Below are 22,988 nucleotides of genomic sequence, written 5' to 3'. Positions count from 1 at the left end.
AGACCCGCTCAACGGAGAGCAGGATGACCCGAGGAGATGAAAATGACCGACCAGAAGACCCGCGTGATCGTGATCGGCGGCGGATATGCCGGCGTGCTCGCGGCCAACCACCTGCGGTTGAACGAGAACGTCGACATCACCCTGGTCAATCCCCGCAAGAAGTTCGTCGAGCGGATCCGGCTTCACCAGCTGGTGACCGGCACCGACGACGCGGTGGTCGACTACTCAGAGATCCTCGGCGATGGCATCGAGCTGACCATCGACTCGGTGACACGCATCGACGCACCGCAGCGGCGCATCGAACTCGCCGGCGGGGGCGAGCTGGATTACGACTACCTGATCTACGCCATCGGCAGCCACGGGGCCGCACCGGTGGTTCCCGGCGCCGCTGAATTCGCCTATCCGATCTCGGAACTGGAGCATGCCGAACAGCTGAAGAAGGCGTTTCACGCAGCAGGTACCGATGCGCCGATGACCGTCATCGGCGCCGGGCCGACGGGCCTGGAGGTGGCCGCCGAGTTCGCCGAGGAAGGCCGACGCGTCACCCTGGTCTGCGGTGGCGTTCTCGGGCCCTACCTGCACGCCCGTGGTCGCCGCGCGGCCGCCAAGCGGTTGAACCGGCTCGGCGTCACCATCATCGACGGTCCGGGCTCGACCGCGACCGAGGTGCGTCCCGAGTCGGTGATCCTGGCCGACGGACGCACGATCGCCAGCGCGGTCACGGTCTGGACTGCCGGTTTCGGTGTGCCCGACCTGGCTGCCAGCAGCGGGCTGAGCACCGACGCGGCCGGTCGCTTGCTCACCGACGAGACGCTCACCAGCGTGGACGACCCCCGCATCGTCGCCGCGGGCGATGCGTCCGCTCCATCGAACCTGCCGCTGCGGATGAGCTGCCAGGCAGCGATCCCGCTGGGCGCGCAGGCCGCCAACACGGTGCTCAGCCGCATCGCCGGCACCGAGCCCAAGCTGCTGAATCAGGCGTTCACCGGCCAGTGCATCAGCCTGGGCCGCAAGGGTGGCCTCGTCCAGCTGGCGCATCTCGATGACAGCGTGATGCCGCTGCATATCGGTGGCCGCACCGCAGCGACAATCAAGGAAGCGGTCTGCAAGGGCACCGTCAGCTTCCTGCAGCGGGAGGCACGCAAGCCGGGCAGCTACTTCTGGCTCAAGGGCGGCAAGCGCCGGCAGAAGGTGGCCGCAGCGGAGCCGGTGCGGCCGTGACCGACGAACACGCCGAACGATTCACCCAGCTACGGCCGCTGCTGTTCACGATCGCCTACGAGATCTTGGGCAGCGCAACCGAATCGGACGACGTGTTGCAGGAAAGCTACTTGCGCTGGGCCGAGGTAGACCTGTCGAAGGTGCAGGACACCAAGGCCTACCTCGCCCAGCTCGTCACCCGGCAGTCGCTCAACTCGCTGCGGGCACAGTCCCGCAGGCGCGAGGACTACGTCGGCCCGTGGCTGCCGGAGCCGCTGCTGCTCGACACGAAGGATGCGTCAGCCGATGTCGTGCTGGCCGAATCGGTTTCGATGGCGATGCTCGTCGTGCTGGAGACGCTGAGCCCGGACGAACGCGCCGTGTTCGTGCTGCGCGAGGTGTTCGGCTTCAGCCATGACGAGATCGCCTCGACCATCGGCAAATCCTCGGCTGCGGTGCGTCAGATGGCGCACCGGGCCCGCGAACACGTCCAGTCGCGACGAAAGCGGTTCGAGCCTGTCGACCCTCAGCTGTCGATGGAGATCACCGCAAAGTTCTTCGCCGCGGCCTCGACCGGCGACCTCGACGGGCTGCTGGAGATGCTCACCGAGGACGTCGAGTGGACCGCCGACAGCGACGGCAAGGTCAGCGCGGCCCGCAGGCCCGTCGTCGGCGCCGACAAGGTGGCCAGGGTGATCATCGGGTTGGTGCGCGTGGCCGGGGAGTCCGGCCGCGTGGAGCCCGCGATGTACAACAACGCCCCAGCGCTGAAGCTCTACCTCGGCGACAGCTTCGAGGGCATCATCACCGTCGAGATCACCGACGGCAAGATCAGCCACTTCTATGCGATGCGCAACCCGGAGAAGCTGACCGGTGTCGACATCCCGCGCGAGATAAGCCGGTAGGCCTCTGCCACGCTTGAGGTGTGCGGATCGAGCGGCTCGGCGGGCTGGGCAGTGCCCATGCGGTGCTGCGCGCCCTCGCCGCCTCCGCGGAACGCCATGGGCTTCCCGCGCCTGCCGCGCTGATCGGCGAGTGGTTCGGGTCCGGCGCGGTCATCGCTCCGTCGGTGGACGTGACGCCCGTCGACGTCGACGAAGTGTTCGACGTATCCCCCGGCGCATCCGGTGATGCCGTCGGCGGCGGATGGTTCGGCTACCTGTCCTATCCCGATGCGGGCGTCGATGGCCGCGGTCCACGCATCCCCGAGGCCGCGGGCGGCTGGTCGAACTGCGTGCTGCGCCAGGACGACGACGGACAGTGGTGGTACGAAAGCCTTTCCGGTGCACAGATTCCCGACTGGGTGTCGGAGGCACTCCACGCTGCTGCATCGCCTCGGCGGAGTGTGATCGCGTGGGGTGCGGCCGATCGAGAAGCACACCGTCGCGGCGTGCTGGCATGCCTCGAGGCAATCGCGGCGGGTGAGGTGTACCAGGCGTGTGTGTGCACGCAATTCGCCGGCCGGATCGACGGCCCCCCAATCGATTTCTTCGCCGACGCGGTGGCGCGTACCTCCCCCGCACGCGCGGCGTACCTGGCGGGCGACTGGGGTGCTGTCGCGTCGCTGTCGCCGGAGTTGTTTCTGCGTCGGCGCGGCGAAGCGGTGGCGTCGAGTCCGATCAAGGGCACGCTTCCGCGGGAAGCAAATCCCGCCGAGCTACGGGCATCGGTCAAGGATGTTGCGGAGAACATCATGATCGTCGACCTGGTCCGCAACGATCTCGGTCGGGTGGCGGTGACCGGCAGCGTGTCCGTCCCCGAACTGCTCGTCGTGCGTCCGGCGCCGGGGGTCTGGCATCTGGTGTCGACGGTGACGGCGCGCGTCGAGGTCGACGTGCCGATGGCGGAGGTGCTGGACGCGACGTTCCCGCCGGCGTCGGTCACGGGAACACCGAAGTTGAGAGCCCGCCAGCTGCTCAGAGGGTGGGAGCCCAAGCGGCGCGGTATCTACTGCGGCACAGTCGGCTTGGCGTCGCCGGTCGCCGGGTGCGAGCTGAACGTGGCGATCCGTACAGTCGAGTTCGACGCTGAGGGTAACGCGGTGCTCGGCGTCGGCGGTGGCATCACTGCGGATTCAGATCCCGACCGCGAATGGGACGAATGTCTGCACAAGGCAGCACCGTTCATCGACCTCGCTTCTCAGCGGCGGATCCCCGCGCACAGCTGATCCCAATTGTCCGAGGCGATCTTGTTCCGATCGTCGCCATCCAGTTCGTCGAGGAAGCGCAGCGCGGCCCCGTCGGCCGCGGGAACGAAGGGGTAGTCGGCGGCGAACATGATGCGGTCGGCGCCGACGACGTCCAGGGCCCAGCGTAGATAGCGGGGGCTGAAAATCCCACCGGGAGTGACGAACACGTTCGATCGCAGATACTCCGAAACGGGTCGCTCGAGGCGGCCGATCCCCGTCATCCTGTCGATACGTTCCAGGAAGAACAGCACCATTTCACCCCAGTGGCCCAGGATCACCTGCAGGTCCGGGAAGCGGTCGAAGACGCCTGCGAGGATGAGGCGAAGGAGTTGAACGCCCGTGTCGTAGTGCCAGCCGACTCCGTGGGTGGCGAAGGCAGCGCTGACCATGTCGTCGAACCCCGAGTAGTAGGCATCGCGGACTGCCGGCGGTGGCGATTGCGGGTGAAGATACAGGGGCGCGCGTAAGTCCTCGGCGGCTTCGAATACCGGCCAGAAGTCCCAGTTGTCGATAGGCATTTCGCGGACCCGGCTGAACACAAGAGCGCCGTTGAACCCCAAAGTCGTTACCGCCCGGCGGAGTTCGTCGGCGGCAGCGTCGGGATCGGGAGCGGCGAGGGTGGCGAAGCCCTGCAGGCGGTCCGGATGTGCGCGCACGGCGTCGGCCAGTTGATCGTTGCAATCAGATTGAAGGGCTCTCGTGACGGCGGGTGCGAGGTTCCAGAGCCCCGGCGACGTCAGCGAGGCCACCTGGACGTCGACGCCTGCGTCGTCCATCGCGGCAAGCCGCTGATCGCCGATCTCGAGTAGGCGTTGCCGAAGCCCAACCGTCCCCGTCACCACAGGATCTTGCCAGCGCGGATCAAGGTTCGCCCAAGCTTCGATGACTTCGGCCGTGGCGTAATGTTCTTCCAAGCCAACGACTCTCATAGTTCCTTGGTACGCCGATTCGGTAGGCCGTGCTCCGGTAGTGGCGCGATTAACAATCGGCGTACACCCGGCAGCGTTCGATCAGAATCTGCGCGAGCCGCTCAGGCTCACTGATCATCAAGTTATGGCAGGTGTCGAGTTCGATGAGCTTTTGGACGCCGCCGAGCACCAACGCCGGCGAGGTCACGAGGCCGGTTGACCAGGTACCAACGTCGTTATTGCGGCGACCCATTCGGCGATGCCCGAGAACACGTAGAAACCGACTTCACCGGCGGTGGTCTGGACGATCAGATGTGTCTGTCCGCCGACTACCGAACCCTTGAAGACCGCGGCTTCCCGCACACCGATGATCGAATCGACCGGGACTTCGATCAGGTGGCCGGTGAGCGTTCGGAATACCAACCGCCGACGGGTGAGCGCTATCAATCCGGTGTTCTTGACCACCGGAAATCCGGACGCCGTCGCTCCGCGATAGGACCCCTTCTCCGGCGCACGAAGAACGGATTCGCCCTCGATCTCTGCGGCCAGCTGCTCGGCTGTTGCGCCGCTGCGACGACGCAACCAAACGACGATGGGAATCCAGATCAACGCCAGCACAGCCAGGATCCCAATGACCAACGAGATCACGAACACCGTCGTACTCATTTCACCGGCTCCTTCAGTCGCGCGAGCGCAGAACCGCATCGTAGAGTTCGCGCCGCGATGGCGAGCCCGGATTCGTCGCGATCACCTGCGCACACGCATCCTTGACCCGCATGCCCTGTTCGACGAGTTCCTGAACCTGCGCCACCAGCGACTCCACGTCTGCCTTCGGTGTGGCGCCCGCCAGCACGACGGTGATCTCGCCGAGCACGCCCTCTTGTGCCCACTCGGAGAGCTCGGCCAGCGAGCCGCGGACGATCTCCTCGTGCGTCTTCGTCAACTCCCGGCACACGACGGCCTCGCGGTCGGGGCCCAGCGCCTCGACGGCGTCCTTCAGCGTCTCGGCCAGCCGTCGGGGCGACTCGAAGAACACGCACGTGCGCGCCTCGGCGGCCAGGGTGGCGAGCCACGTCATCCGCGCCGAGTGCCTGCGCGGCGCGAACCCCTCGAAGCAGAACCGCTCGGACGGCAGGCCTGAAACGGCCAGTGCCGTCGTCACGGCGGACGGGCCGGGCAGGCACGAGATCGTCAGCCCGCTGTCGACGCAGGCGGCCACCAACCGGTACCCCGGATCACTGATCAACGGCATGCCGGCGTCGCTGACCAGCAGCACTGTCGCGCCGGCCGCGATCTCGGCGACGAGCGCCGGAACCCGCGTCGCCTCGTTCTGGTCGTAGAGGCTGACAACCTTGCCCGCGGGCTTGACCTCGAGGGCCTGAGCCAGGGTTCGGATCCGCCGGGTGTCCTCGGCGGCTATCAGGTCGGCCCTGGCCAGGGCGCTGACCAGCCGCGCAGAGGCATCCGCGGGCTGGCCCAGCGGCGTGGCGCCGATAAGCAGTCGGCCGGTGCTCATGCGGGACAGCCTACGATCGCTTGCGTGACCGCCCCCGCAACCGAAGCTTCGCGCGCGGTCCCCGTCATCAGCCCCGCGCCGCTGGTCCCGGTCGCCGACTTCGGTCCGGTGGACCGTCTGCAGGGCTGGGCCATGACGGCCGTCGTCACCGCACTGGCCGCCGTGACACGGTTCCTGAACCTCGGATCGCCCACCGATGCGGGCACGCCGATCTTCGATGAGAAGCACTACGCGCCGCAGGGCTGGCAGGTGCTCCACAACAACGGCGTCGAGGACAACCCGGGCTACGGCTTGGTGGTTCATCCGCCGGTGGGCAAGCAGTTGATCGCGTTGGGCGAGGCGTTGTTCGGTTACAACGGCCTCGGTTGGCGCTTCGCGGGGGCTGTCTGCGGAGTCATCACGGTGTTGCTGGTCGTACGGATCGCGCGGCGGATCAGCCGCTCCACCGTCGTCGGCGGCATCGCGGGGCTGCTGCTGGTTGCCGACGGGGTCAGCTTCGTCGCCGCCCGCACCGCGCTGCTCGACGGATTCCTGGTCTTCTTCGTGGTGGCGGCGTTCGGCTGTTTGATGGTCGACCGCGACCAGGTGCGGGAGCGGATGCACGTCGCGCTGCTGGAGGGCCGTATCGGCGAAACGCAATGGGGGCCGCGCCTGGGGGTGCGATGGTGGCGGTTCGGCGCCGGAGTGCTACTCGGATTGGCTTGTGCGACAAAGTGGTCCGGGCTTTACTTCGTGGCCTTCTTCGGCGTCATGACGCTGGCGTTTGATATCGCCGCGCGTAGGCAGTACCGAGTCCCGCGGCCGTGGCTCGGCGCCTTTCGACGTGATCTGGGCCCGTCGCTGTACGCGCTCGTGCTCATTCCGTTCGGTGTGTACCTGGCGTCCTATACGCCATGGTTCGCGTCGGAGACCGGTGTGGATCGGCACGCGGTCGGCAGGGAAATCGGCGAGGGCAGCATCCTGCCGCTGCCCGACGCGGTGCGCTCGCTGTGGCATTACACGTATGGCGCCTACAAGTTCCATTCCGGCCTGACCAATGCGGACGGCAACCACCACCCGTGGGAGTCGAAGCCGTGGACGTGGCCGATGTCGCTGCGACCGGTGCTCTACGCGATCGACAACCAGAACGTGCCGGGCTGTGGGGATCAGTCCTGTGTGAAGGCCGTGATGCTGGTCGGGACTCCGGCGATGTGGTTCATCGCGGTGCCGGTGCTGGCGTGGGCGTTGTGGCGGACGTTCGTCAAACGCGACTGGCGCTACGCGGCCCTCTTGGTGGGCTACAGCGCTGGGTTCCTGCCGTGGTTCGCCGACATCGATCGGCAGATGTACTTCTTTTACGCAGCGACGATGGCGCCGTTCCTGGTGCTGATGATCGCCATGATCCTCGGCGACGTCCTGTACAAACCGAACCAGAACTCCGAGCGAAGAACGCTCGGGTTGATAGCGGTGAGTTGCTATGTCGCGCTTGTGCTCACGAACTTCGCGTGGATGTATCCGATCCTGACGGGCATTCCGATTTCGCAGGCCACCTGGAACATGCAGATCTGGCTGCCGTCCTGGAGCTAGTGCATACCTGGTTCTTGGCTGCTTTTGCGCGCCGAAATAGCATTCCAGGCGCCTGCACGACGTTATCCACAGCCCGGGTTGCTATCTGAGCCAAGGCCTCATCAAATAGAGCACGATCGATGCATGGGGAGGGTCTTTTTGGGGAGCGAAGCGATCGCAAGGGGCGAGATCACTCGAGGCCAGTTGCGATCGAGATACCGGGCGATCTTTCGAGATGTGTACGAACCACGTGATGCGGGACGATCGTTGCGCGCCAACACCGTGGGCGCGTGGCTATGGTCCGGGCGGCGAGCCGTGATCACCGGCCGTGCCGCCGCCGCCCTGCACGGCGCCAAGTGGGTCGACGACTGTGCACCGGTCGAACTGGTGTGGAGCAATAATCGTCCGCCCGCTGGCATCGTCACCCGTCGAGACCGAATCGCAGACGACGAGGTGGAACGGATTCACAGATTGCCGGTCGCCACAGTGCAGCGCACAGCACTTGACCTGGGCCGATACTTGCCTCGCGATCTCGCGGTCGCACACCTCGATGCGTTGGCACGCGCAACCGGCATCACTGCCGAGGATGTAATGCCGCTTGGCGCTCGCTACAAAGGCGCTCGAGGTGTGCGCGCCTTCAAGGAAGCAATTCAATTGATGGACCCCGGCGGCCATTCGCCGAAGGAGACGTGGACGCGTCTGCTACTAATCGACGACGGACTCCCTCGGCCGCAAACCCAGATCCCGGTGTACGACCGCGAATACGGGTGGGCCTACATCGACATGGGCTGGGAGGAACTTCTGATCGGGATCGAATACGACGGCGACCACCATCGCTCCGACCCGCGTCAGTACGCGAGAGACATCGCGAAGCACCGAATGCTGCAGCGTCGCAACTGGATCATCATCCGAGTGATCAACGCACATCGTCCCGACCAAATCATCGAGTGGGCCCGCGACGCAACGGCGCGACGCGAGCGTGAAGCCAGGGCTGCGGATACCGCCGCCTAGCGGCCCGGAACGCTATTTCGGCGAAGACGAATCGCCAAACCCGCTAGAGCGGGTCACGCGCCGCGGGGCACGACATGCAGCGCGGTCCGCCGCGGCCAGTGCCGAGCTCCGACGCCTCGATCGGCAACACCTCGATACCCGAATCCGCCAGCCGCGCATTGGTTTCGGCGTTGCGCTCGTACGCGACCACCATGCCCGGCGCCACCGCCAGCGTGTTGTTGCCGTCGTCCCATTGCTCCCGCTCCGCGGTGACGGGATCCAGACCGGTCGCGATCACGCGCAGCTTCTCGATACCCATCGCCTCGGCTGCGGCGATCAGGAACGGTCGCGCATCGTCGATCCGCACTCCGCCCGACCCGTCGCGATGAATCGTGAATGCCGACAACGACTCGACGACATTCGGGTACATCACCACCGCGTCGACGTCGACCATCGTGCACACCGTGTCGAGGTGCATCTGCGCCCGCTCCTGGGCGATCGGAACAGCCAGCACAGTGTGCGCAAGATCGTCGTCGAACAGGCTGCGCGCCAACGCCTCCGCACCCGCGGGCGTCGTCCGCTCCCCCACCCCCACCGCCACCACTCCGGGCGACAGCAGCAGCACATCACCCCCCTCGACCGGTGCCGACCGCGACTCGTACGCCCGCCGCACCCCCAGGAATCGCGGGTGATGCGCATAGATCACATCCGTCAGCGACGTCTCGCGAACCCGCGCAGGCAATGCCAGCGACGTGATCGCCGCTCGCGGGCCGATCCAGAACGACGAGTCCCGAGTGAACAGCAGATTGGGCAACGGATCGATGACGAAGTCTCCGCCGTGATGCATCCGGCGCACCAATGACAGTTCGCCCCCGCTGAACGGCAACTCGTTGAACGTCATCCCCGCCATCAGCACCGACGCGAGCGACGCGGCATCCAATGTGCGCAGGTACAGCGAAAGCTCCTGCGCCAATGGCAGTCCCAACCGTCGCGGATCGACCGCGGCCGCAATGCCGTGCATGCGCGCCGCACCGCTCTTGGCCAGCGCCTCGGTCAGCAGATCGGCCAGCAAGAGCACCTCGACACCGCGCGAGGCCAACAGCGCCGCGAACGCATCATGTTCGTGCTGTGCCTTGGCCACCCACGGCAGTCCATCGAAGAGCAGCTTGTCGTTGTTGCGCGGGGTCAGCCGCTGCAATTCGGCGCCGGGCCGGTGCAGGATGACGGCCCGCAGCCTGCCAACCTCGGAATCGCAGCCCAGCGTCGTCACATCTAGCACCGTAACGCGCACAGCCCGGACAGCTACCTCAACTAGGGTTGAGGTCATGGAGTTGGTTCACGAACTCACGCCCTCGGATATGGCCGTTCGAAGTGGTGTCGCCATCTCGGCGCTGCACTTCTACGAACGCGAAGGCCTCATCTCCAGCAAGCGCACCGGAGGCAATCAACGGCGATACGCCCGCGAAACCCTGCGGCGCGTCGCGTTCATCCGCATGAGTCAACGCCTCGGCATTCCGCTCGCCCGCATCCGCGACGCGCTGGCCACCCTGCCCACCGACCGCGTCCCGACGAGCAAGGACTGGGCCAAGCTGTCGGCAGGCTGGCGCCAGGACCTCGATGACCGCATCCTGCACCTGCAACGGCTCCGCGACAATCTGACCGGCTGCATCGGCTGCGGTTGCCTCAGCTTGAAGACCTGCGCTCTGTCCAACCCAGGCGACGTGCTCGCCGAGGAGGGACCAGGCGCCGTGCGCCTTTAGAACATTCGAACGCTTGTGCGATAGACTCGCGTGCATGGAGCTGGCTCTTCAGAGCTCGCTGTTCGAGCACGCCGAACGGCGCCATCTCGGCAATGGCGCCTGGATCGACTATCGGTCCGGCTGGCTGGACGACGCCGCCTCGCTCTTCGGAGAACTTCGGGATCAGATTCCGTGGCGCGCCGAGCGACGGCAGATGTACGACCGCGTTCTCGACGTCCCACGGCTGGTCAGCTTTCACCACCTGGTCGACGAACCGCCACCGCATCCGCGGCTGAAGCAGATTCGCCGACGCCTCAACGATCTGTATGCGGGCGAACTCGGCGAGCCGTTCACCACCGCGGGGATGTGCCTTTACCGCGACGGCGACGACAGCGTGGCCTGGCACGGCGACACGATCGGCCGCAGCAGCACCGAGGACACCATGGTGGCCATCGTCAGCCTCGGCGCCACAAGGGTTTTCGCGCTGCGGCCGCGCGGCGGCGGCAAATCCCTTCGGATCTCGCACCGGCATGGCGACCTCCTGGTGATGGGCGGCTCGTGCCAGCGCACCTGGGAGCACGCGATACCGAAGACGTCGCGGCCGACCGGCCCGCGGATCAGCATTCAGTTCCGCCCGCACGACGTCCGCTAACCCTTGACCGCCCCTACGGTCGAGACGAGGAGGTCGCGTGCACGTTGCGTGTCGACGGGTGCAACGGGTTTGTCCGGCAGCACCAACGGGTTCGCAGTGACGATCACGAGGAACGTCCCGAAGCTCGCGATGTAGTTGTAGATCTCCCCCGCGCCGGGCTTGCCGTTGACGATGGTCTGCAACACCCGGTGAGTGCCCATCGTGTCCGCGCCCTCGATCGGCGGCGCCTCCACGACCTCGACGAGTCCGCGTATGCCGCCGCCCGCGAAGCCGACCCTCTTGCAGTTCTCGGCGGGCCGATTGACCGGGACGGGTTCGGACGTCTCTACGGCGATGACGATGAACCGGTTGCCGTCGCCCTCGGCCGTCGTCGCCGCCATGTTTCCCTTCACGCCGGCGGGCAGCACCTGCGACGTGGCGAACGATCCGCAGTCGGTCGGATCGAACTTCATCCCGTCCGGCAACGTCTGGGGTCCGAGCAGTCGCGGGTCAATCCCCGTCGGCGCGATCTCGGTCACCTTGAACTGCGGACCGAAATTCGACCGCACGTCCTTGACGCGAGCGATGTCGGCGTTCGAAAGATCGACCGCATCCGAAGTTCCGCATGCGGCCAGTACCACCCCGGCGCAAACCAGAGCCAACTGGCTGCCGAGCTTTGCGCTCTTGAACATCGCGCACAACTTACCCGTAGCGGCTACGTCAACTCCGTAATGCCACCACCGTTTTCACGATCAGTTCATTCGCGAATTCCGCGCCGAGTTGCGGATTCGGCGATCCCGGATCGGTGACCACCGTGACGTACGCGACGTAACCGTCCAGGTAGGCGGTGACGGTGTCGGCGTGCGAGTGGGTTTCGGTGCCGCCCTCGACGACGGTCGTCGTCGCGGTCGCCATCGCGACCGTCTCCGCGTTCTCGATCGCCGGCGCGGCGGTCGTGGTAACTCTGCCGTTCGCCTTCCCGGCCGACAACGTCCACTCTCCGCATGACTCTCGGGCCGACGGGTCGAGGCCCGCCGTCGATGCCGCCACGACCGCGTAGATGATGCCGCCCGTACCAGATCCCGACCACCCCTTCGTCGACGCGGGGTCGACGGCGGGATCCGCCAGCGGACCGCATTGCGGCGGATCGGCCGACCACGGCGCGCCCAATCCCCACAGCCCCGTCGGAGTGACCGGGCCGGTGAGGTCGGCAGTCTCGTAACCGTCGGGCAGATCTGTCCGCACGCGGTCGATGCGAGCGGGGTTCACCTTCGTCGACACCGGCGCAGTCGCCGTCTTTTCCTGCGGCGGATTGCCCGCCGGACCGCAGGCCACGGCGAGGAGAGCGACCGTCGCGCACCAGACGCGCGATCGGTGCGAATACCTCAGAGAACCCTTACAGCTATCCATGCAACGAAATCTGTCCGTCCGCCGATGCATAAGTACCAGGCAAATTAAAGAACGGAGGCCCTCATGCGTACAAAATGGGGTCTAGTAGCAACGATAGCGTTGATAGGAGTCGTCATCGCCCCAGCGGGCGTGGCGACAGCGAAGCCCGGCAGCGGCGGCAACGCGTACCAGAGGATCGGTGAGTTGGAAGCCGCCGGCTACAACGTCGTCATAGATCGCGTGGGTAGCGCGCCGATCGGCGAGTGCTTCGTGACCAACGTGCGCAATCCGCAAGAGGTGACACAAACGATCCCCATCGGCGAGGGTAAGGACCGCGAGTACATCACCGTCGTCGTCAGCCGGTCGATCACCGTTTCGCTGAACTGCGACGTCTGAGTCGGCCGTCAAGCGGCGGGCGCCTCGCTACCAGGATCCCGTGCCGGTGCGGCCGGATCGGGATCCTGCTCGCCGGTGGTTGTTCCGCTCTCGCCGGGTTTCGTCGCGGCAGGAGGCTTAGCGTCGCGCTGTGAGTCAAACCTGATCGGACCCCTGATCTTCGGCAGGCGGATCGAGTCCAGAGTGCTACGGATCCGCTCACCGAATCTCGTCACCGGCTTCAGTCCGACGCGAGGTGTGGTCGACTCAAGCTTCTGGGTGACCCCTCCTTCGGGCACTTCCTCGATGACCTCTTCCTCGACGACACCTTCTTGCCGGACATCACCGCCCGCGTTCTCCTGCCCGATGTTCTCCCCAAGGTTCTCCTCGATGGTGCCGTCTTGGGGGATCGTGTCATCGGAAATCTCCCCGTCGTGGGCAGCGGAGTCTTGGCCCACCCGCGATGAGAACAGCATGCTCGCGTTGTTGTAGGCCGATGGCGGATCGGGCAGCTCGGGACCGCCCACACCGAACGGGCTGGTCACGGGATCGGTTCCGAGGGGCCGATTGTTTACGTCCCCGGATGCCTCGGCGATCGCGTCGTCGATACCCACCGGGATTGCCTTGATGATGTTCACGACGGCCTGCACCGGATCCCGGAATGGAAGCAGGCCTACTTTGGTGGCGACGCCCGGATCGACATCGCGCGCGTAGCCGGCCTCGATCGCCGCCTTAAGTGGAGCCTCGAGCAGGGTGAGGATCGGCGACGGCACGAACGACTCGAACGGCATCAGGATGGGCAAGCGCTTCGCGGGAACGATGTAGTAATCAGTGTCACCAGTCGAACCCTGGTACTTGGCATCTTGAAACTTGCCGTCCTGCAGGTCGCCGTGGAAGTAGTAGTAACCCAGCACAGCGTTCGCGATGGCCAACACATTCGTGAGGCTCGCCGGCGCGTCGCCGCCGAGGCCGTCGTATTGCGCTGCAACATCGACGGTCTCATAGCATTCACCAGCCGCATTGCAACTGTTCGTCGGAGTGGCTCCGTAGAACGTGATGCCGAGGATCGGAATCGTCAGACCCTCAGGTCCTCGAGCCAAGACACCCCCGTTAGGACGCATCGGGTTGGCCAACAGGAAGAACGACACATCCGTGTTCGCGGGGCGGGTCTCGATCAGATCCTTCTTGACCAGCGAGGCGACGACGGCGCTCTGCGAGTATCCGAAGACCACAAAGGCGTTGTCCGTCCCGGGCAACGGCGGTTCTCCGGCCGGCGGCCGACCGTTGAATTCGCAACCCGTTCCGCGTACGCAGCTGCTCAGATTCCCGCGTCCATCTCGGACAGACGAGTCGAAGGTCTGCGAGCCGTATACCGGGAAGAACTGTGCGGGATAGGTCACCGCGTAGACCGGGTCCCCGTCGACTCCGTCGGTCGGGTTTTCGCCGGGACGTGTCGGCGATGCCGCCGGATTGATGTAGAAGTTGACCACGTTGTTCAGATACCGGTTGACGTAGACGGGGTCGTCGCCGGTTGCAGTGAGCGGATGGTCGGTACCGCCCATGATGAGCGCGGTCGCCGTCAGCTGCACTACCGTAGCCGCAGTCCACGCGACCGCCAGGCCGACAACACTCAGCAACGCCAGGCCCACCACGCCTAGCGAACGAATCGTCCCCCGCATTTCCCCACCCCTCCTCGACAGGACACAGCCCCCGATGCAAAAACATACGTGAATCCGGCCTCAGGATTTAACAGCGGGCCAGCAAACTTCCCGGAAGTCTAGAGCAAAAATAGGGCATGGCGCTAGAGGGAGGCCGACCGTAGGCTACGGCGAAACTTCGAAGAGGAGACCAATGGACAAGTCAGTGAGGGCGGGCGTCGTCGCCATCGCGGCCGCCGCGGTCGGGCTGAGCCTGGCCGGGTGCGGATCGGACACCAAGACCGAAGAGTCCGCGACGGAAAGCACCTCCTCCAGCGCGGCGGCGGTCCCTACGTCCGCCGGGGAGGCCGCGCCCACGACTGACAACCAGGCCGCGGGTCCCAACTCCACGATCGCCGACTACATCCGCGACAACGGCATCACCGAGACTCCGGTCAAGCGCGGGGATCCCGGCTCGCCCACGATCGACCTGCCGGTCCCGGAGGGCTGGAAGGACGCCGGTCCCGACGCACCCGAGTGGGCTTACGGCGCAATCATTTCCACCGATCCCGCGTTCGAAGCAGATCCACCCTCGATCATCGCGCTGGTGTCAAAGCTGACCGGCAACGTCGATCCGGCGAAAATCCTCGAGTTCGCGCCCGGCGAGATCAAGAACCTGCCCGGCTTCGACGGCGCTGGAGAAGGAATGGCCGATGAGCTCAACGAGTTCGATGCCATGCAGATCGGTGGCACCTACAAGAAGGACGGCGTTGCACGTGCCATCGCACAGAAGACCGTCGTGATTCCTGGCCAGGGCGGGCTCTATGTCCTTCAACTCAACGCCGACGGTCTCGAAGATCAGATCGGTGCGCTGATGGATGCGACCGCAGCCATCGACGAGCAGACCACGATTACGCCCTAGCGGGCGCCTGGTGACCAAACGATGACCTCATCGCAACCACCCCTTGACGGCGGGCCGCAAACCGAGATCGACGTACCGACGTCGACCGCGCAGAAGTACCTCAGTGCGATGAGTCCACGCACGCTGTGGACGATGTCCGACGGTTATCCGGTGGTGCTCAAACAGTTCGTCCAGTTCTGCCTGATCATCATCTATCCGGCGTGGGTGTTCGCGGTGTTGTTCGGCGCTGCGATGCATCTGCTCTTCTACGTCACGATTTATCCGGTGCTGTGGGTGCTCTTCTGGCCGCTGCGGGCATACCAGAAAAAGCATCACCCCGAGGAATACGCCGAATCGCAGCGCAAGAAGTAGCCGCGCTAGGCGCGTGACACCGCGGACGCCGCCGCAACCTGGTCGGCGCTTGGCCGCACCCCCGTATATCGCTCGAACTGTTCGGCGGCCTGCAGCGCGATCACCTCGGCTCCGGTGATGACTGCGATACCGGCGTCGCGAGCCGCGGCGATCAACGGCGTTTCGGACGGCAACGCCACCACATCGAAGACGGTGTGCGCCGCGCGGATCGCATTCGCGTCGAAGGCGAGGTCGTTCTCCTCGGGGCCGCCTGCCATACCCACCGGCGTGATGTTGACGATCACGTCGGCGGTGTGGTCGCCCACTTCGGCTGCGTACTCGTAGTCGAGCTGCTCGGCGAGCGCCCGCCCGGTGTCAGGGTTGCGGGCGACCAATGTGCCCCGGCGAAAGCCGTTGTCCCGGAACGCCGCCGCGACGGCGCTCGCCATTCCGCCGCTGCCCCGCAACAGCACGGACTGTGACGGCTGCAGCCCGTGTTCGGCGATGAGCCGTTGGACGGCCAGGTAGTCGGTGTTCGACGCGGTCAGGTGTCCCCCGGGAACGGACGTGTCGTTGACGATCGTGTTGACGGCATTGATGGACGACGCGGATTGCTCGACGTGGTCGACGAGTTCGATGACGTCCTGTTTGAACGGCATCGACACCGAGCAGCCGCGGATGCCCAGCGCGCGCACACCGCCGATCGCCGCTGCGATGTCTGTCGTCGTGAATGCCTTGTAGATGAAGTCGAGACCCAGCAGGTCGTACAGGTAGTTGTGGAAGCGGGTGCCGATGTTGCTCGGCCGCGCGGCCAACGAGATACACAGCCGGGTGTCCTTATTGAGAGCGGGTTTCATCAACCGACCGCCTTGATCACCTGCGACGTCGCGCCCCGAATCTTCTTGACCAGCGACGCCGGCAGCCGTAGCGATCGCGGGTTCGGGACGTCCACGACGGTGGTGACGACACCGAGGTCGTCGCGATGCCAGTTGGCGCCGAATCGGTCGAGGATCGCCCGCATCGAGTGATTGTCGCTGAGCACCCGTGCGGTAAAGCGTTCGACGCCAACGTAATCCGCGGTGACGACGAGCGCACCCATCAGGAACGTTCCGATGCCGCGGCCCTGGTAGTCGTCGCCGACGATGAAGGCCACTTCCGCGACCGCCTGGTCGTCCTCCTCACGCACGAACCGCGCGTCGGCCACCACCGGCCCCTCGGCGCCCTCGGTCATCACCCAGACAAAGTGGTGTACGTAGTCGACCTCGAACAGATACGTCATCAAGGACTTCGTCGGCGTGCGCGGCGACTGGAACCGGCGGTACAGCGTCTCGCCCGAGAATTCGACCGGCCCGTTGGTAGTGCGTTCACTGTCACCCGGCAGCACCGGACGCAGGTAGAAGACGGACCCGTCGCGCAGTTTCACCGGAATCGGCGTGATGAATGCGGCGAGCCGCTGCCGCGCCGTGCGCACCAGCTTCTCCACCATGCCCGGGATCTCGAGCATGGTCGCGAACGCTTCCCGATCACCGACCCATCCCGTGAGCTGATCGAGCGCCACCACCGTGGCACTGCGCGGTGTGTCGCGCAGCAACGCAATCTCACCGACGATCAGGCCGGGCTGGAGTTCAGCGACGGTGTCGTGCCCGTCATCTCCCGCATGGGTGACTTCGGCACGGCCGGATCCGATCAGCAAAAACGACACGGCGAGCTCACCCTGTTGCATGAGCACCTGCCCCGGCGCCGCGTTCAGCGGCTGCAACTGCGCCGCAAGCGGTGCCAGGGCTTCGGTTGAACAGCCGGCGAAGACTCCTAGTTCGACGAGTTCGTCGGCTCGGACGACAGTCGGGCCGGCCACGTCTCGAGGCTACGGCGTGCTCGACTCAACGAGCAAGGAACGCAGCGCGCACCCGATAGGGCACTATTCGAGGATGAGCAGAGATCAGTTCAGCACTCATGCCCAGCTCTTCGACCTGAGCGGCAAGCGTGCCCTCGTCACCGGTGGCTCGCGGGGTATCGGCCTGATGATGGCCCGTGGGCTGGTGCAGGCCGGCGCCCGCGTCGTGATCAGCTCGCGCAAGGCCGACGCCTGCGAACAAGCCCGCGAGCAGTTGTCGAGTTTCGGCGACGTCCAAGCGATCCCCGCCGATCTGATCCGGCACGAAGAATGTCTGCGCCTGGCCGAAGAGGTGACCGCCGGCGGCGAGCCGTTGGACATCCTGGTCAACAACGCGGGCGCGACGTGGGGTGAACCGTTGGAGAGTTTTCCCGATTCGGCATGGGACAAGGTGCTGGATCTCAACGTCAAGTCGCCGTTCTGGATGGTGCAGGCGCTACTGCCCGCACTCCGGGAGGCCGGGTCCGCTGACGATCCCGCGCGGGTGATCAACGTCGGCAGCATCGACGGCATTCGCCCGAGCCGGCTGCCGGTGTATTCCTATGTCAGCAGTAAGGCCGCGCTGCACAATCTGACACGCATGCTCGCGTATGAACTCGGTCCGCAGCACATCACCGTCAACGCCGTCGCTCCCGGACCCTTTCAGTCCAAGATGATGGCCGCGACGCTGGAGTCCTTTGGCGACTCGATCGCGGCGTCGGCGCCGCTTCGCCGGATCGGCCGCGACGACGACATGGCGGGCATCGCAGTGTTTCTCGCCAGCCGCGCCGGTGCCTACCTCACCGGCGCGGTCATCCCCGTCGACGGCGGACTCGCGACGACCGCCGCCGGGTGACATGGCCGCCAAGGAGCAGCGCGACGGGGTCGACCTCTCCAATCTCGACGAGCCGCTGACCGCCGACGCCGGGGCCACCAAGCGCGACCTCGTCGACTATCTGGCAGCGGTCGCCGACCGGATGCTGCCGGCCCTCGTCGATCGCCCGCTGACCGTTCTGCGGGTCCTTCGCGGGCGCGAACCCTTCATGCAGAAGAACGTGCCCAAGTACACCCCCGACTGGGTACGGACGGTGCCGATGTGGGCGGAGGCCAGCCACCGCGAGGTGCACTACGCGCTGTGCAACGACTGGCGGACCCTGCTGTGGCTGGCCAACCAGCGGGCCGTGGAGTTTCACCCGACGCTCGGATTGGCCGACAACATCTATCGCCCAACACATCTCGTGCTCGATCTCGACCCGCCCGACGACGACTTCGCGAGGGTGGTGGCTGTCGCGCATCTGGTGCATCGGGCACTGGCCGACAGCGGGCTCGACGGCGCGGTCAAGACCAGCGGCGCCAAGGGGGTGCACGTCTTCGTCCCGATCGACGACTCGGCACCGGTCGACGACGTGGCGGCGGCGACCCGTGCGCTCGCCGCCCGCGCGGAGGCTCTCGACCCGGGCATTGCGACGACGGCGTTCATCGTCGAGGATCGCGGCGGCAAGGTGTTCGTCGACGCAACCCGCGCGGGCGGGGCCACCGTCGCGGCGGCGTACAGCCCGCGGTTACGCCCCGGAACACCGGTGTCGTTTCCGCTCGAGTGGTCCGAGCTCGACTCGGTGTCCCCCGGCGACTTCACCGTTCACTCGGCGGCCGACGCGCTCGTCGGTCGGCCGTCGTGGACGGAGTCGATGCCTGCGCCGCAGCGACTGCCCGCTGACCTGATCGAACAGGGCCGCGCGATCCCTGTCGCCAGGGTGGCGGCCATGCATGAAGGCAAGCGCCGGGCAAAGGCGCGGCGCAAGTCCGATGGCGAGGAAACCCGTTGACTACGAACAGGATTCCGCGCCGACCCGGCGATATCGATGTGGCGATGTTCCGCGCGCTGACGGCACGCCAAGACGTCACCGCCGTGCACCTGCGGGACGTCGACCATGGCACGGCCACCCGGGCCCGACTGGACATCACCGGCGCGCCGGAGTTGCCCGCTACGGCGTTCGTCAAACTCGCCCCCACCCGGCCCGCCGAACGCTTCTTCAACCGGTTCATGGCCCTGGCGCACAACGAAGCCGAGGTCTACCGACGGCTCCACCCCGAACTGGCTCAGGTGATGCCGGCGCTCTACGGCGCAGCCTCGGATGGGCGTGGCCGTGCGGTGGTGATCCTGGAGGATCTTTCGCTGCGCGAGGCGATTTTCCCGCCATTGGCGACCGGAGCCACTGCCCCACAGGCGCTCGCCGTCGCCGGTGCGCTCGCGACCGTGCACCAGAAGTTTTGGCAGTCACCACGTTTCGACACCGACCTCGCATTCCTCGGTCCAGCCCGCTCACGCAACACCCGCCTCGGCCCGCACTCGTGGCATCTGCTGCACACCATCCCGAAGGACTTCTACGACATCGCGCCGCGGAATTTCCGCGACGAGGCGAAGATGCTCATCAAGAACCGTTGGGCGATCGCAGCGCTGATGCGGACATACCCGACCTCGCTGCTACACGGTGACACCCACCTCGGCAACATCTGCTTCGTCCGCGACCGGCCGGTGCTGTTCGACTGGCAGGTCTCTGCGTGCGGTCCGGCGATCAAGGACCTGGCCTATTTCGCCGCAACGTCCATCGACTCCGACATCCGCCGCGCCGTCGACACCGACCTGGTACGTACCTACGTCGACACACTGAACGCCGACGGCACCACGCGGCTCAGTTTCGACAACGCGTGGGACGCGTACCGTCTCTTCGCGTTTACCGGCTACATCGCTGCGGGCGTCACGGCGGCATTCGGCCGGCGTCTTCAGGGCGAAGCGACGACGCGGGCCGGTCTCGATCGGGCTGTCCAGATGGTCGGCGACTTCGGATCACTCGACCTGTTACGCGCTCGCCTCGATGGCTGAACCTTTCCGTCTCGAGCAGACGCGAAACCCCCCATTTCGGGTACAAAAAGGGGGTTTTCACGTCTGCTCGCGGTCGAACCTAGGAGGGTCATGCCAAACAATCTGGTGTTCGTTCACGGTGGTGGCCAGGGTGCGTGGGTGTGGGACCAGACCATCGCCGCGCTGGTCGCACTATCGGAGGACGTGCGGTACCTCGCGCTCGACGTACCCGGTTGCGGCACAAAGCGAGACCGTGACACCGCGTCGCTGGACATGGGTGACATCGCACGTGAACTCGTCGCCGAGATCGCCGAATCAGGCATGCAAAGCATTGTCCTGGTAGGGCATTCGCAAGCCGGAATGCTGATGCCGCGGATGGTCGAATGTGCCTCCGCGACGTTTGAACGGCTCGTGTACGTCACCTGCTCGGCACCCCCGCCGGGAACGTCGATCATGCAACTCATCGGCGAAGGCGTGCAGGGTGAGCGCGACGATTGTGTCGGTTGGGCGCTGGACGAGAAGACGACCCCGATGATCGAGCTCTTCCGCGAGATGTTCTGTACTGGAATGTCCGCGGACGAGCAGGAAGCCTTCTTGTCCAAGCTCTTACACGACTCCTGGCCGCCGAAGACGTACACCCAAGCGGATTGGCGTTACGAGCACCTCATCGCCCAGCCGGCCAGCTACGTCGTCTGCGGCCGGGACAAATCGCTGCCGCCCGACTGGCAACAGCGGTTCGCCGCACAGCTCGGCGTCGAGCGGATCCTGCACATCGATGCCGGCCATCAGGTGATGAATACGCACCCCGAACTGCTCGCGGAGTTATTGCTGGCGGAATGCGGGCTCTAGGCGGGGTCGGCGAAAACCGGTCGCTCCCCCGACATTCCAGCCATCACCGCGGCGATCTGATTGGGCTTGCCGATCAGGTCGGCCTGCAGCTCGGATTCGCGCGCGAGCGCGGCCCCGGCGTCGTTGCTGACCCAGGTCTCGTTATAGAGGCGCTTCGCCGCGCGCACCGCATCGGGCGACTTCTGAGTGATTTCGTCGGCAAGCGCCAGTGCAGCGGCGAGCGGGTCGTCAGCTGTCCGGGTGACCAACCCGATGGCGGCACCGTCGACCCCGGACACGATGCGGCCACTGAAGGTGAGTTCCTTCGCCACGTCGATCGGCAGCAGCCTCGGCAGCGTCTGCGTGATGCCCATGTCGGGCACGAGGCCCCACTTGACCTCCATGATCGAAAGCTTCGCGTCCGGCGCGGCGATCCGGATATCGGCGCCGAGTGCAATCTGCAGACCGCCGCCGAAACAGTTGCCGTGGATCGCGGCGATGACCGGCGCAGGCACCAACGACCAGTCGCACGTCACGCGCTGGGCGAAGTTGGCCACCCGATCGGCATCGCGCGCCAGCAGACCGCCGGTGCCGTTGCCGCCGCCCGACATGAAGCTGGCGACGTCCAGGCCGGAGCAGAAGCTCTTACCCTCGCCATGCAGGACCACCGCACGGATCGACGGGTCGGCTGCCACCTGCTCGGCGGCCCGGATCAGGGCGTCGAACATGGCCTGGTCCAGCGCGTTGTGTTTCTCCGCGCGCACCATCGTCACCGTCGCCACACCATCGGCTGCCGTCTGTACCCGCACTCTGTCTTCGCTCACGAGTTTCTCCTATGTCAAGCCGCTGCCATTTGGCAAGGCTTTTGACGGTTGTTGTTGTCTGTGCGCAAGGGGCCGAAGACGACGCGGGCGAGCCGGCGTTTGAGGCAGCGCAGCGCTTCGGGGGTGGAGTCCCCTCCAGCGACGCGGTACCGGTGATGCCGGCAATCCTCGATCGCCCAGATGAGATCGGCCCCGAAACGCGCGCGGGCCCACATCACTGCCTCCGCATGCCCGCCGGTGACGGCCCTGACGGTCTTCTCGCCGAGCTTGCGTCCGACCTCGTCCACGGCGACGAAGGTGTGCGTGTGCTTGTGTACATCGGCTCCAACAACAACCATGGTGGTTGCCTCCATTCACTGTGAGGTGACGGTTGGGCCGGTCGGCGGACACATCTCAGTCGGGGGCGGTGCCACGCTCCTATCAAGTCACGCCGGCCGGTCCTTCAGACCTGATGCCGGCAAAACGCGTGAACGCCAACCCGAAAGCGGCACCCAATCTAAGAGCCAAACACCAGGCGTAAAGGATCCAACCACCGCACTACGCGGCACCTCACCCTGACACTGAGTCGCAATCTACCGACCCGAGCTCCGCCGCCGCGGATGCCCGGCGACGACCGAAATATCCAAGACATGCATTCCGCGCAGCGTCCCCGCGCTAGTCTTTGCCGATGATTGCAGGCGAAAAGGCGCCTGACTTCACGCTGCTGGATCACACCGGCCGGCCCCGCACATTGTCAGGGCTCCTTTCCGACGGGCCGGTTGTGCTGTTCTTCTATCCCCTGGCGTCCTCGCCGATGTGTACCGCGCAGGCCTGTCATTTCCGGGACCTGAGCAACGAGTTCGCTGCGGTGGGCGCGCATCGGGTGGGCATCAGCACCGACACCGTCGACAGGCAGGCCCACTTCGCCCAGCAACGCTCGTTCGACTATCCGCTGCTGTCCGACGAGGACGGCGTGGTATCCGAACTGTTCGGGGTGCGGCGCGGCAGGCTCGCCAAACTGAACACATCGTTCGCGACGCGCGAGACCAACTGGCGTGGCCGGCACACTCGGCGACGCGGTCTACTGGCCAGGCTGCTTCCGGTCAGACGGACCACGTTCGTCATCGGCACCGATCGCACCGTGCTCAAGGTCGTCTCGACCGAGGTGCGCGCATCGGTGCACGCCGATCAGACCCTGTGGTTCTTACAGAACCTCAACCTGCCGCACGACAAGCCGCATGCTCGAGGAAA

At 65.8% G+C, this 22,988-nt stretch carries 25 protein-coding genes and 2 pseudogenes; 15 read left to right on the top strand and 12 right to left on the bottom strand.

Features of this window, described 5'->3' with window-relative positions:
- Positions 1-42: 42 nt before the first annotated feature.
- Genes ACIA48_RS23580 through ACIA48_RS23570 form a run of 3 tightly spaced genes read left to right on the top strand, consistent with a single transcriptional unit; the run spans position 43 to position 3,367 of the window.
- Positions 43-1,221 carry an NAD(P)/FAD-dependent oxidoreductase gene (locus ACIA48_RS23580; RefSeq protein WP_396737227.1) on the top strand — a complete coding sequence of 393 codons (1,179 nt, stop codon included), beginning with the start codon at positions 43-45 and terminating at the stop codon, positions 1,219-1,221.
- Complete coding sequence (locus ACIA48_RS23575) at positions 1,218-2,105, top strand: RNA polymerase sigma-70 factor (protein WP_396737224.1); 888 nt, start codon at positions 1,218-1,220, stop codon at positions 2,103-2,105. Before ACIA48_RS23580 ends, ACIA48_RS23575 begins: the two co-directional genes overlap by 4 nt.
- A 20-nt stretch (positions 2,106-2,125) precedes the next feature.
- Positions 2,126-3,367, top strand: coding sequence for an aminodeoxychorismate synthase component I (locus tag ACIA48_RS23570; protein ID WP_396737221.1), 1,242 nt, complete (start codon positions 2,126-2,128; stop codon positions 3,365-3,367).
- On the opposite strand, the gene ACIA48_RS23565 is transcribed toward ACIA48_RS23570, so the two are convergent.
- The 4 genes from ACIA48_RS23565 to rsmI are packed head-to-tail and all read right to left on the bottom strand — an operon-like array spanning position 3,340 to position 5,812.
- Positions 3,340-4,317, bottom strand: coding sequence for an amidohydrolase family protein (locus tag ACIA48_RS23565; protein WP_396737218.1), 978 nt, complete (start codon positions 4,315-4,317; stop codon positions 3,340-3,342). The two genes, ACIA48_RS23570 and ACIA48_RS23565, sit on opposite strands and share 28 nt — an antisense overlap.
- A 49-nt stretch (positions 4,318-4,366) precedes the next feature.
- Positions 4,367-4,504 carry a hypothetical protein gene (locus tag ACIA48_RS23560; protein ID WP_396737215.1) on the bottom strand — a complete coding sequence of 46 codons (138 nt, stop codon included), beginning with the start codon at positions 4,502-4,504 and terminating at the stop codon, positions 4,367-4,369.
- Positions 4,501-4,962: a hypothetical protein gene (locus ACIA48_RS23555; protein WP_396737213.1), complete on the bottom strand. Its 462-nt coding sequence runs from the start codon at positions 4,960-4,962 to the stop codon at positions 4,501-4,503. The genes ACIA48_RS23560 and ACIA48_RS23555 overlap by 4 nt, the downstream gene beginning before the upstream one ends.
- Positions 4,963-4,975: 13 nt before the next feature.
- On the bottom strand, positions 4,976-5,812 hold the full coding sequence (rsmI, locus tag ACIA48_RS23550; RefSeq protein ID WP_396737211.1) for a 16S rRNA (cytidine(1402)-2'-O)-methyltransferase: 837 nt from the start codon (positions 5,810-5,812) through the stop codon (positions 4,976-4,978).
- A gap of 24 nt (positions 5,813-5,836) precedes the next feature.
- Between rsmI and ACIA48_RS23545 the strand changes: the two genes are divergently transcribed.
- Together ACIA48_RS23545 and ACIA48_RS23540 are read left to right on the top strand one after the other, a co-directional pair.
- Positions 5,837-7,378: a dolichyl-phosphate-mannose--protein mannosyltransferase gene (locus ACIA48_RS23545; protein WP_396737209.1), complete on the top strand. Its 1,542-nt coding sequence runs from the start codon at positions 5,837-5,839 to the stop codon at positions 7,376-7,378.
- 123 nt (positions 7,379-7,501) lie between these two features.
- Complete coding sequence (locus ACIA48_RS23540; RefSeq protein ID WP_396737207.1) at positions 7,502-8,368, top strand: hypothetical protein; 867 nt, start codon at positions 7,502-7,504, stop codon at positions 8,366-8,368.
- A gap of 43 nt (positions 8,369-8,411) precedes the next feature.
- Here the strand turns inward: ACIA48_RS23540 and arcA are convergent, their stop codons facing one another.
- Entirely contained in the window at positions 8,412-9,674 is a 1,263-nt protein-coding gene (gene arcA / locus ACIA48_RS23535) for an arginine deiminase (protein WP_396737204.1), read from the bottom strand.
- On the opposite strand from arcA, the gene soxR reads away from it, so the two are divergent.
- Both soxR and ACIA48_RS23525 read left to right on the top strand, forming a co-directional pair.
- A complete protein-coding gene (soxR, locus tag ACIA48_RS23530; protein ID WP_396737201.1) occupies positions 9,673-10,107 on the top strand; it encodes a redox-sensitive transcriptional activator SoxR in 435 nt (144 codons plus the stop codon). The two genes, arcA and soxR, sit on opposite strands and share 2 nt — an antisense overlap.
- Positions 10,108-10,141: 34 nt before the next feature.
- A complete protein-coding gene (locus tag ACIA48_RS23525) occupies positions 10,142-10,738 on the top strand; it encodes an alpha-ketoglutarate-dependent dioxygenase AlkB family protein (RefSeq protein WP_396737198.1) in 597 nt (198 codons plus the stop codon).
- On the opposite strand, the gene ACIA48_RS23520 is transcribed toward ACIA48_RS23525, so the two are convergent.
- Both ACIA48_RS23520 and ACIA48_RS23515 read right to left on the bottom strand, forming a co-directional pair.
- Positions 10,735-11,409 (bottom strand): DUF5642 family protein, encoded by a 675-nt coding sequence (locus ACIA48_RS23520; RefSeq protein WP_396737195.1) that lies wholly within the window; start codon positions 11,407-11,409, stop codon positions 10,735-10,737. The genes ACIA48_RS23525 and ACIA48_RS23520 overlap by 4 nt on opposite strands.
- Before the next feature lie 28 nt (positions 11,410-11,437).
- On the bottom strand, positions 11,438-12,127 hold the full coding sequence (locus tag ACIA48_RS23515) for a DUF5642 family protein (protein WP_396737192.1): 690 nt from the start codon (positions 12,125-12,127) through the stop codon (positions 11,438-11,440).
- A gap of 63 nt (positions 12,128-12,190) precedes the next feature.
- Here ACIA48_RS23515 and ACIA48_RS23510 point away from each other — a divergent pair, with 63 nt between their 5' ends.
- Complete coding sequence (locus tag ACIA48_RS23510) at positions 12,191-12,502, top strand: hypothetical protein (RefSeq protein ID WP_396737189.1); 312 nt, start codon at positions 12,191-12,193, stop codon at positions 12,500-12,502.
- Between the two features lie 8 nt (positions 12,503-12,510).
- On the opposite strand, the gene ACIA48_RS23505 is transcribed toward ACIA48_RS23510, so the two are convergent.
- A complete protein-coding gene (locus tag ACIA48_RS23505; protein ID WP_396737186.1) occupies positions 12,511-14,160 on the bottom strand; it encodes a PE-PPE domain-containing protein in 1,650 nt (549 codons plus the stop codon).
- Between the two features lie 172 nt (positions 14,161-14,332).
- Between ACIA48_RS23505 and ACIA48_RS23500 the strand changes: the two genes are divergently transcribed.
- Together ACIA48_RS23500 and ACIA48_RS23495 are read left to right on the top strand one after the other, a co-directional pair.
- The gene (locus ACIA48_RS23500) at positions 14,333-15,040 is read left to right on the top strand and encodes an LpqN/LpqT family lipoprotein (RefSeq protein ID WP_396737183.1); all 708 of its coding nucleotides are present in this window, start codon (positions 14,333-14,335) and stop codon (positions 15,038-15,040) included.
- 21 nt (positions 15,041-15,061) lie between these two features.
- Positions 15,062-15,391: a hypothetical protein gene (locus ACIA48_RS23495; protein ID WP_396737181.1), complete on the top strand. Its 330-nt coding sequence runs from the start codon at positions 15,062-15,064 to the stop codon at positions 15,389-15,391.
- Positions 15,392-15,396: 5 nt separating this feature from the next.
- Here the strand turns inward: ACIA48_RS23495 and ACIA48_RS23490 are convergent, their stop codons facing one another.
- Positions 15,397-16,227: a shikimate 5-dehydrogenase gene (locus ACIA48_RS23490; RefSeq protein WP_396737178.1), complete on the bottom strand. Its 831-nt coding sequence runs from the start codon at positions 16,225-16,227 to the stop codon at positions 15,397-15,399.
- Positions 16,227-17,225: a GNAT family N-acetyltransferase gene (locus tag ACIA48_RS23485; RefSeq protein ID WP_396737175.1), complete on the bottom strand. Its 999-nt coding sequence runs from the start codon at positions 17,223-17,225 to the stop codon at positions 16,227-16,229. Before ACIA48_RS23485 ends, ACIA48_RS23490 begins: the two co-directional genes overlap by 1 nt.
- Before the next feature lie 73 nt (positions 17,226-17,298).
- On the opposite strand from ACIA48_RS23485, the gene ACIA48_RS23480 reads away from it, so the two are divergent.
- From ACIA48_RS23480 to ACIA48_RS23465, 4 genes are all read left to right on the top strand, one after another.
- Positions 17,299-18,099: an SDR family oxidoreductase gene (locus ACIA48_RS23480; protein WP_396737172.1), complete on the top strand. Its 801-nt coding sequence runs from the start codon at positions 17,299-17,301 to the stop codon at positions 18,097-18,099.
- A 1-nt stretch (position 18,100) separates the two neighbouring features.
- Entirely contained in the window at positions 18,101-19,069 is a 969-nt protein-coding gene (locus ACIA48_RS23475; protein ID WP_396737169.1) for a DNA polymerase domain-containing protein, read from the top strand.
- Positions 19,066-20,127: a phosphotransferase gene (locus tag ACIA48_RS23470; RefSeq protein ID WP_396737166.1), complete on the top strand. Its 1,062-nt coding sequence runs from the start codon at positions 19,066-19,068 to the stop codon at positions 20,125-20,127. Before ACIA48_RS23475 ends, ACIA48_RS23470 begins: the two co-directional genes overlap by 4 nt.
- Before the next feature lie 90 nt (positions 20,128-20,217).
- On the top strand, positions 20,218-20,955 hold the full coding sequence (locus ACIA48_RS23465) for an alpha/beta fold hydrolase (protein WP_396737163.1): 738 nt from the start codon (positions 20,218-20,220) through the stop codon (positions 20,953-20,955).
- Here the strand turns inward: ACIA48_RS23465 and ACIA48_RS23460 are convergent.
- The gene (locus tag ACIA48_RS23460; RefSeq protein ID WP_396737160.1) at positions 20,952-21,758 is read right to left on the bottom strand and encodes a crotonase/enoyl-CoA hydratase family protein; all 807 of its coding nucleotides are present in this window, start codon (positions 21,756-21,758) and stop codon (positions 20,952-20,954) included. The genes ACIA48_RS23465 and ACIA48_RS23460 overlap by 4 nt on opposite strands.
- Before the next feature lie 140 nt (positions 21,759-21,898).
- A pseudogene (locus tag ACIA48_RS23455) lies at positions 21,899-22,096 on the bottom strand (IS110 family transposase); the annotation flags it as partial.
- A 329-nt stretch (positions 22,097-22,425) separates the two neighbouring features.
- Between ACIA48_RS23455 and ACIA48_RS23450 the strand changes: the two are divergent.
- Positions 22,426-22,947, top strand: a pseudogene (locus tag ACIA48_RS23450) (peroxiredoxin); the annotation flags it as partial.
- Positions 22,948-22,988: the final 41 nt, after the last annotated feature.

Origin of the sequence: Mycobacterium sp. NPDC051804 (genome assembly GCF_044452905.1) — a bacterium.
Lineage (GTDB): Bacteria > Actinomycetota > Actinomycetes > Mycobacteriales > Mycobacteriaceae > Mycobacterium.
This window is presented reverse-complemented; position numbering and strand designations above follow the sequence as displayed.

Coding starts and splice junctions, on each gene's coding strand:
- ACIA48_RS23490 (WP_396737178.1), bottom strand. CDS start 16,227: ATGAAACCCGCTCTCAATAAGGACACCCGGCTGTGTATCTCGTTGGCC.
- ACIA48_RS23580 (WP_396737227.1), top strand. CDS start 43: ATGACCGACCAGAAGACCCGCGTGATCGTGATCGGCGGCGGATATGCC.
- ACIA48_RS23465 (WP_396737163.1), top strand. CDS start 20,218: ATGCCAAACAATCTGGTGTTCGTTCACGGTGGTGGCCAGGGTGCGTGG.
- ACIA48_RS23520 (WP_396737195.1), bottom strand. CDS start 11,409: ATGTTCAAGAGCGCAAAGCTCGGCAGCCAGTTGGCTCTGGTTTGCGCC.
- ACIA48_RS23525 (WP_396737198.1), top strand. CDS start 10,142: ATGGAGCTGGCTCTTCAGAGCTCGCTGTTCGAGCACGCCGAACGGCGC.
- ACIA48_RS23480 (WP_396737172.1), top strand. CDS start 17,299: ATGAGCAGAGATCAGTTCAGCACTCATGCCCAGCTCTTCGACCTGAGC.
- ACIA48_RS23510 (WP_396737189.1), top strand. CDS start 12,191: ATGCGTACAAAATGGGGTCTAGTAGCAACGATAGCGTTGATAGGAGTC.
- ACIA48_RS23505 (WP_396737186.1), bottom strand. CDS start 14,160: ATGCGGGGGACGATTCGTTCGCTAGGCGTGGTGGGCCTGGCGTTGCTG.
- ACIA48_RS23500 (WP_396737183.1), top strand. CDS start 14,333: ATGGACAAGTCAGTGAGGGCGGGCGTCGTCGCCATCGCGGCCGCCGCG.
- ACIA48_RS23515 (WP_396737192.1), bottom strand. CDS start 12,127: ATGGATAGCTGTAAGGGTTCTCTGAGGTATTCGCACCGATCGCGCGTC.
- ACIA48_RS23495 (WP_396737181.1), top strand. CDS start 15,062: ATGACCTCATCGCAACCACCCCTTGACGGCGGGCCGCAAACCGAGATC.
- ACIA48_RS23555 (WP_396737213.1), bottom strand. CDS start 4,962: ATGAGTACGACGGTGTTCGTGATCTCGTTGGTCATTGGGATCCTGGCT.
- ACIA48_RS23475 (WP_396737169.1), top strand. CDS start 18,101: ATGGCCGCCAAGGAGCAGCGCGACGGGGTCGACCTCTCCAATCTCGAC.
- arcA (WP_396737204.1), bottom strand. CDS start 9,674: ATGACCTCAACCCTAGTTGAGGTAGCTGTCCGGGCTGTGCGCGTTACG.
- soxR (WP_396737201.1), top strand. CDS start 9,673: ATGGAGTTGGTTCACGAACTCACGCCCTCGGATATGGCCGTTCGAAGT.
- ACIA48_RS23565 (WP_396737218.1), bottom strand. CDS start 4,317: ATGAGAGTCGTTGGCTTGGAAGAACATTACGCCACGGCCGAAGTCATC.
- ACIA48_RS23540 (WP_396737207.1), top strand. CDS start 7,502: ATGGGGAGGGTCTTTTTGGGGAGCGAAGCGATCGCAAGGGGCGAGATC.
- rsmI (WP_396737211.1), bottom strand. CDS start 5,812: ATGAGCACCGGCCGACTGCTTATCGGCGCCACGCCGCTGGGCCAGCCC.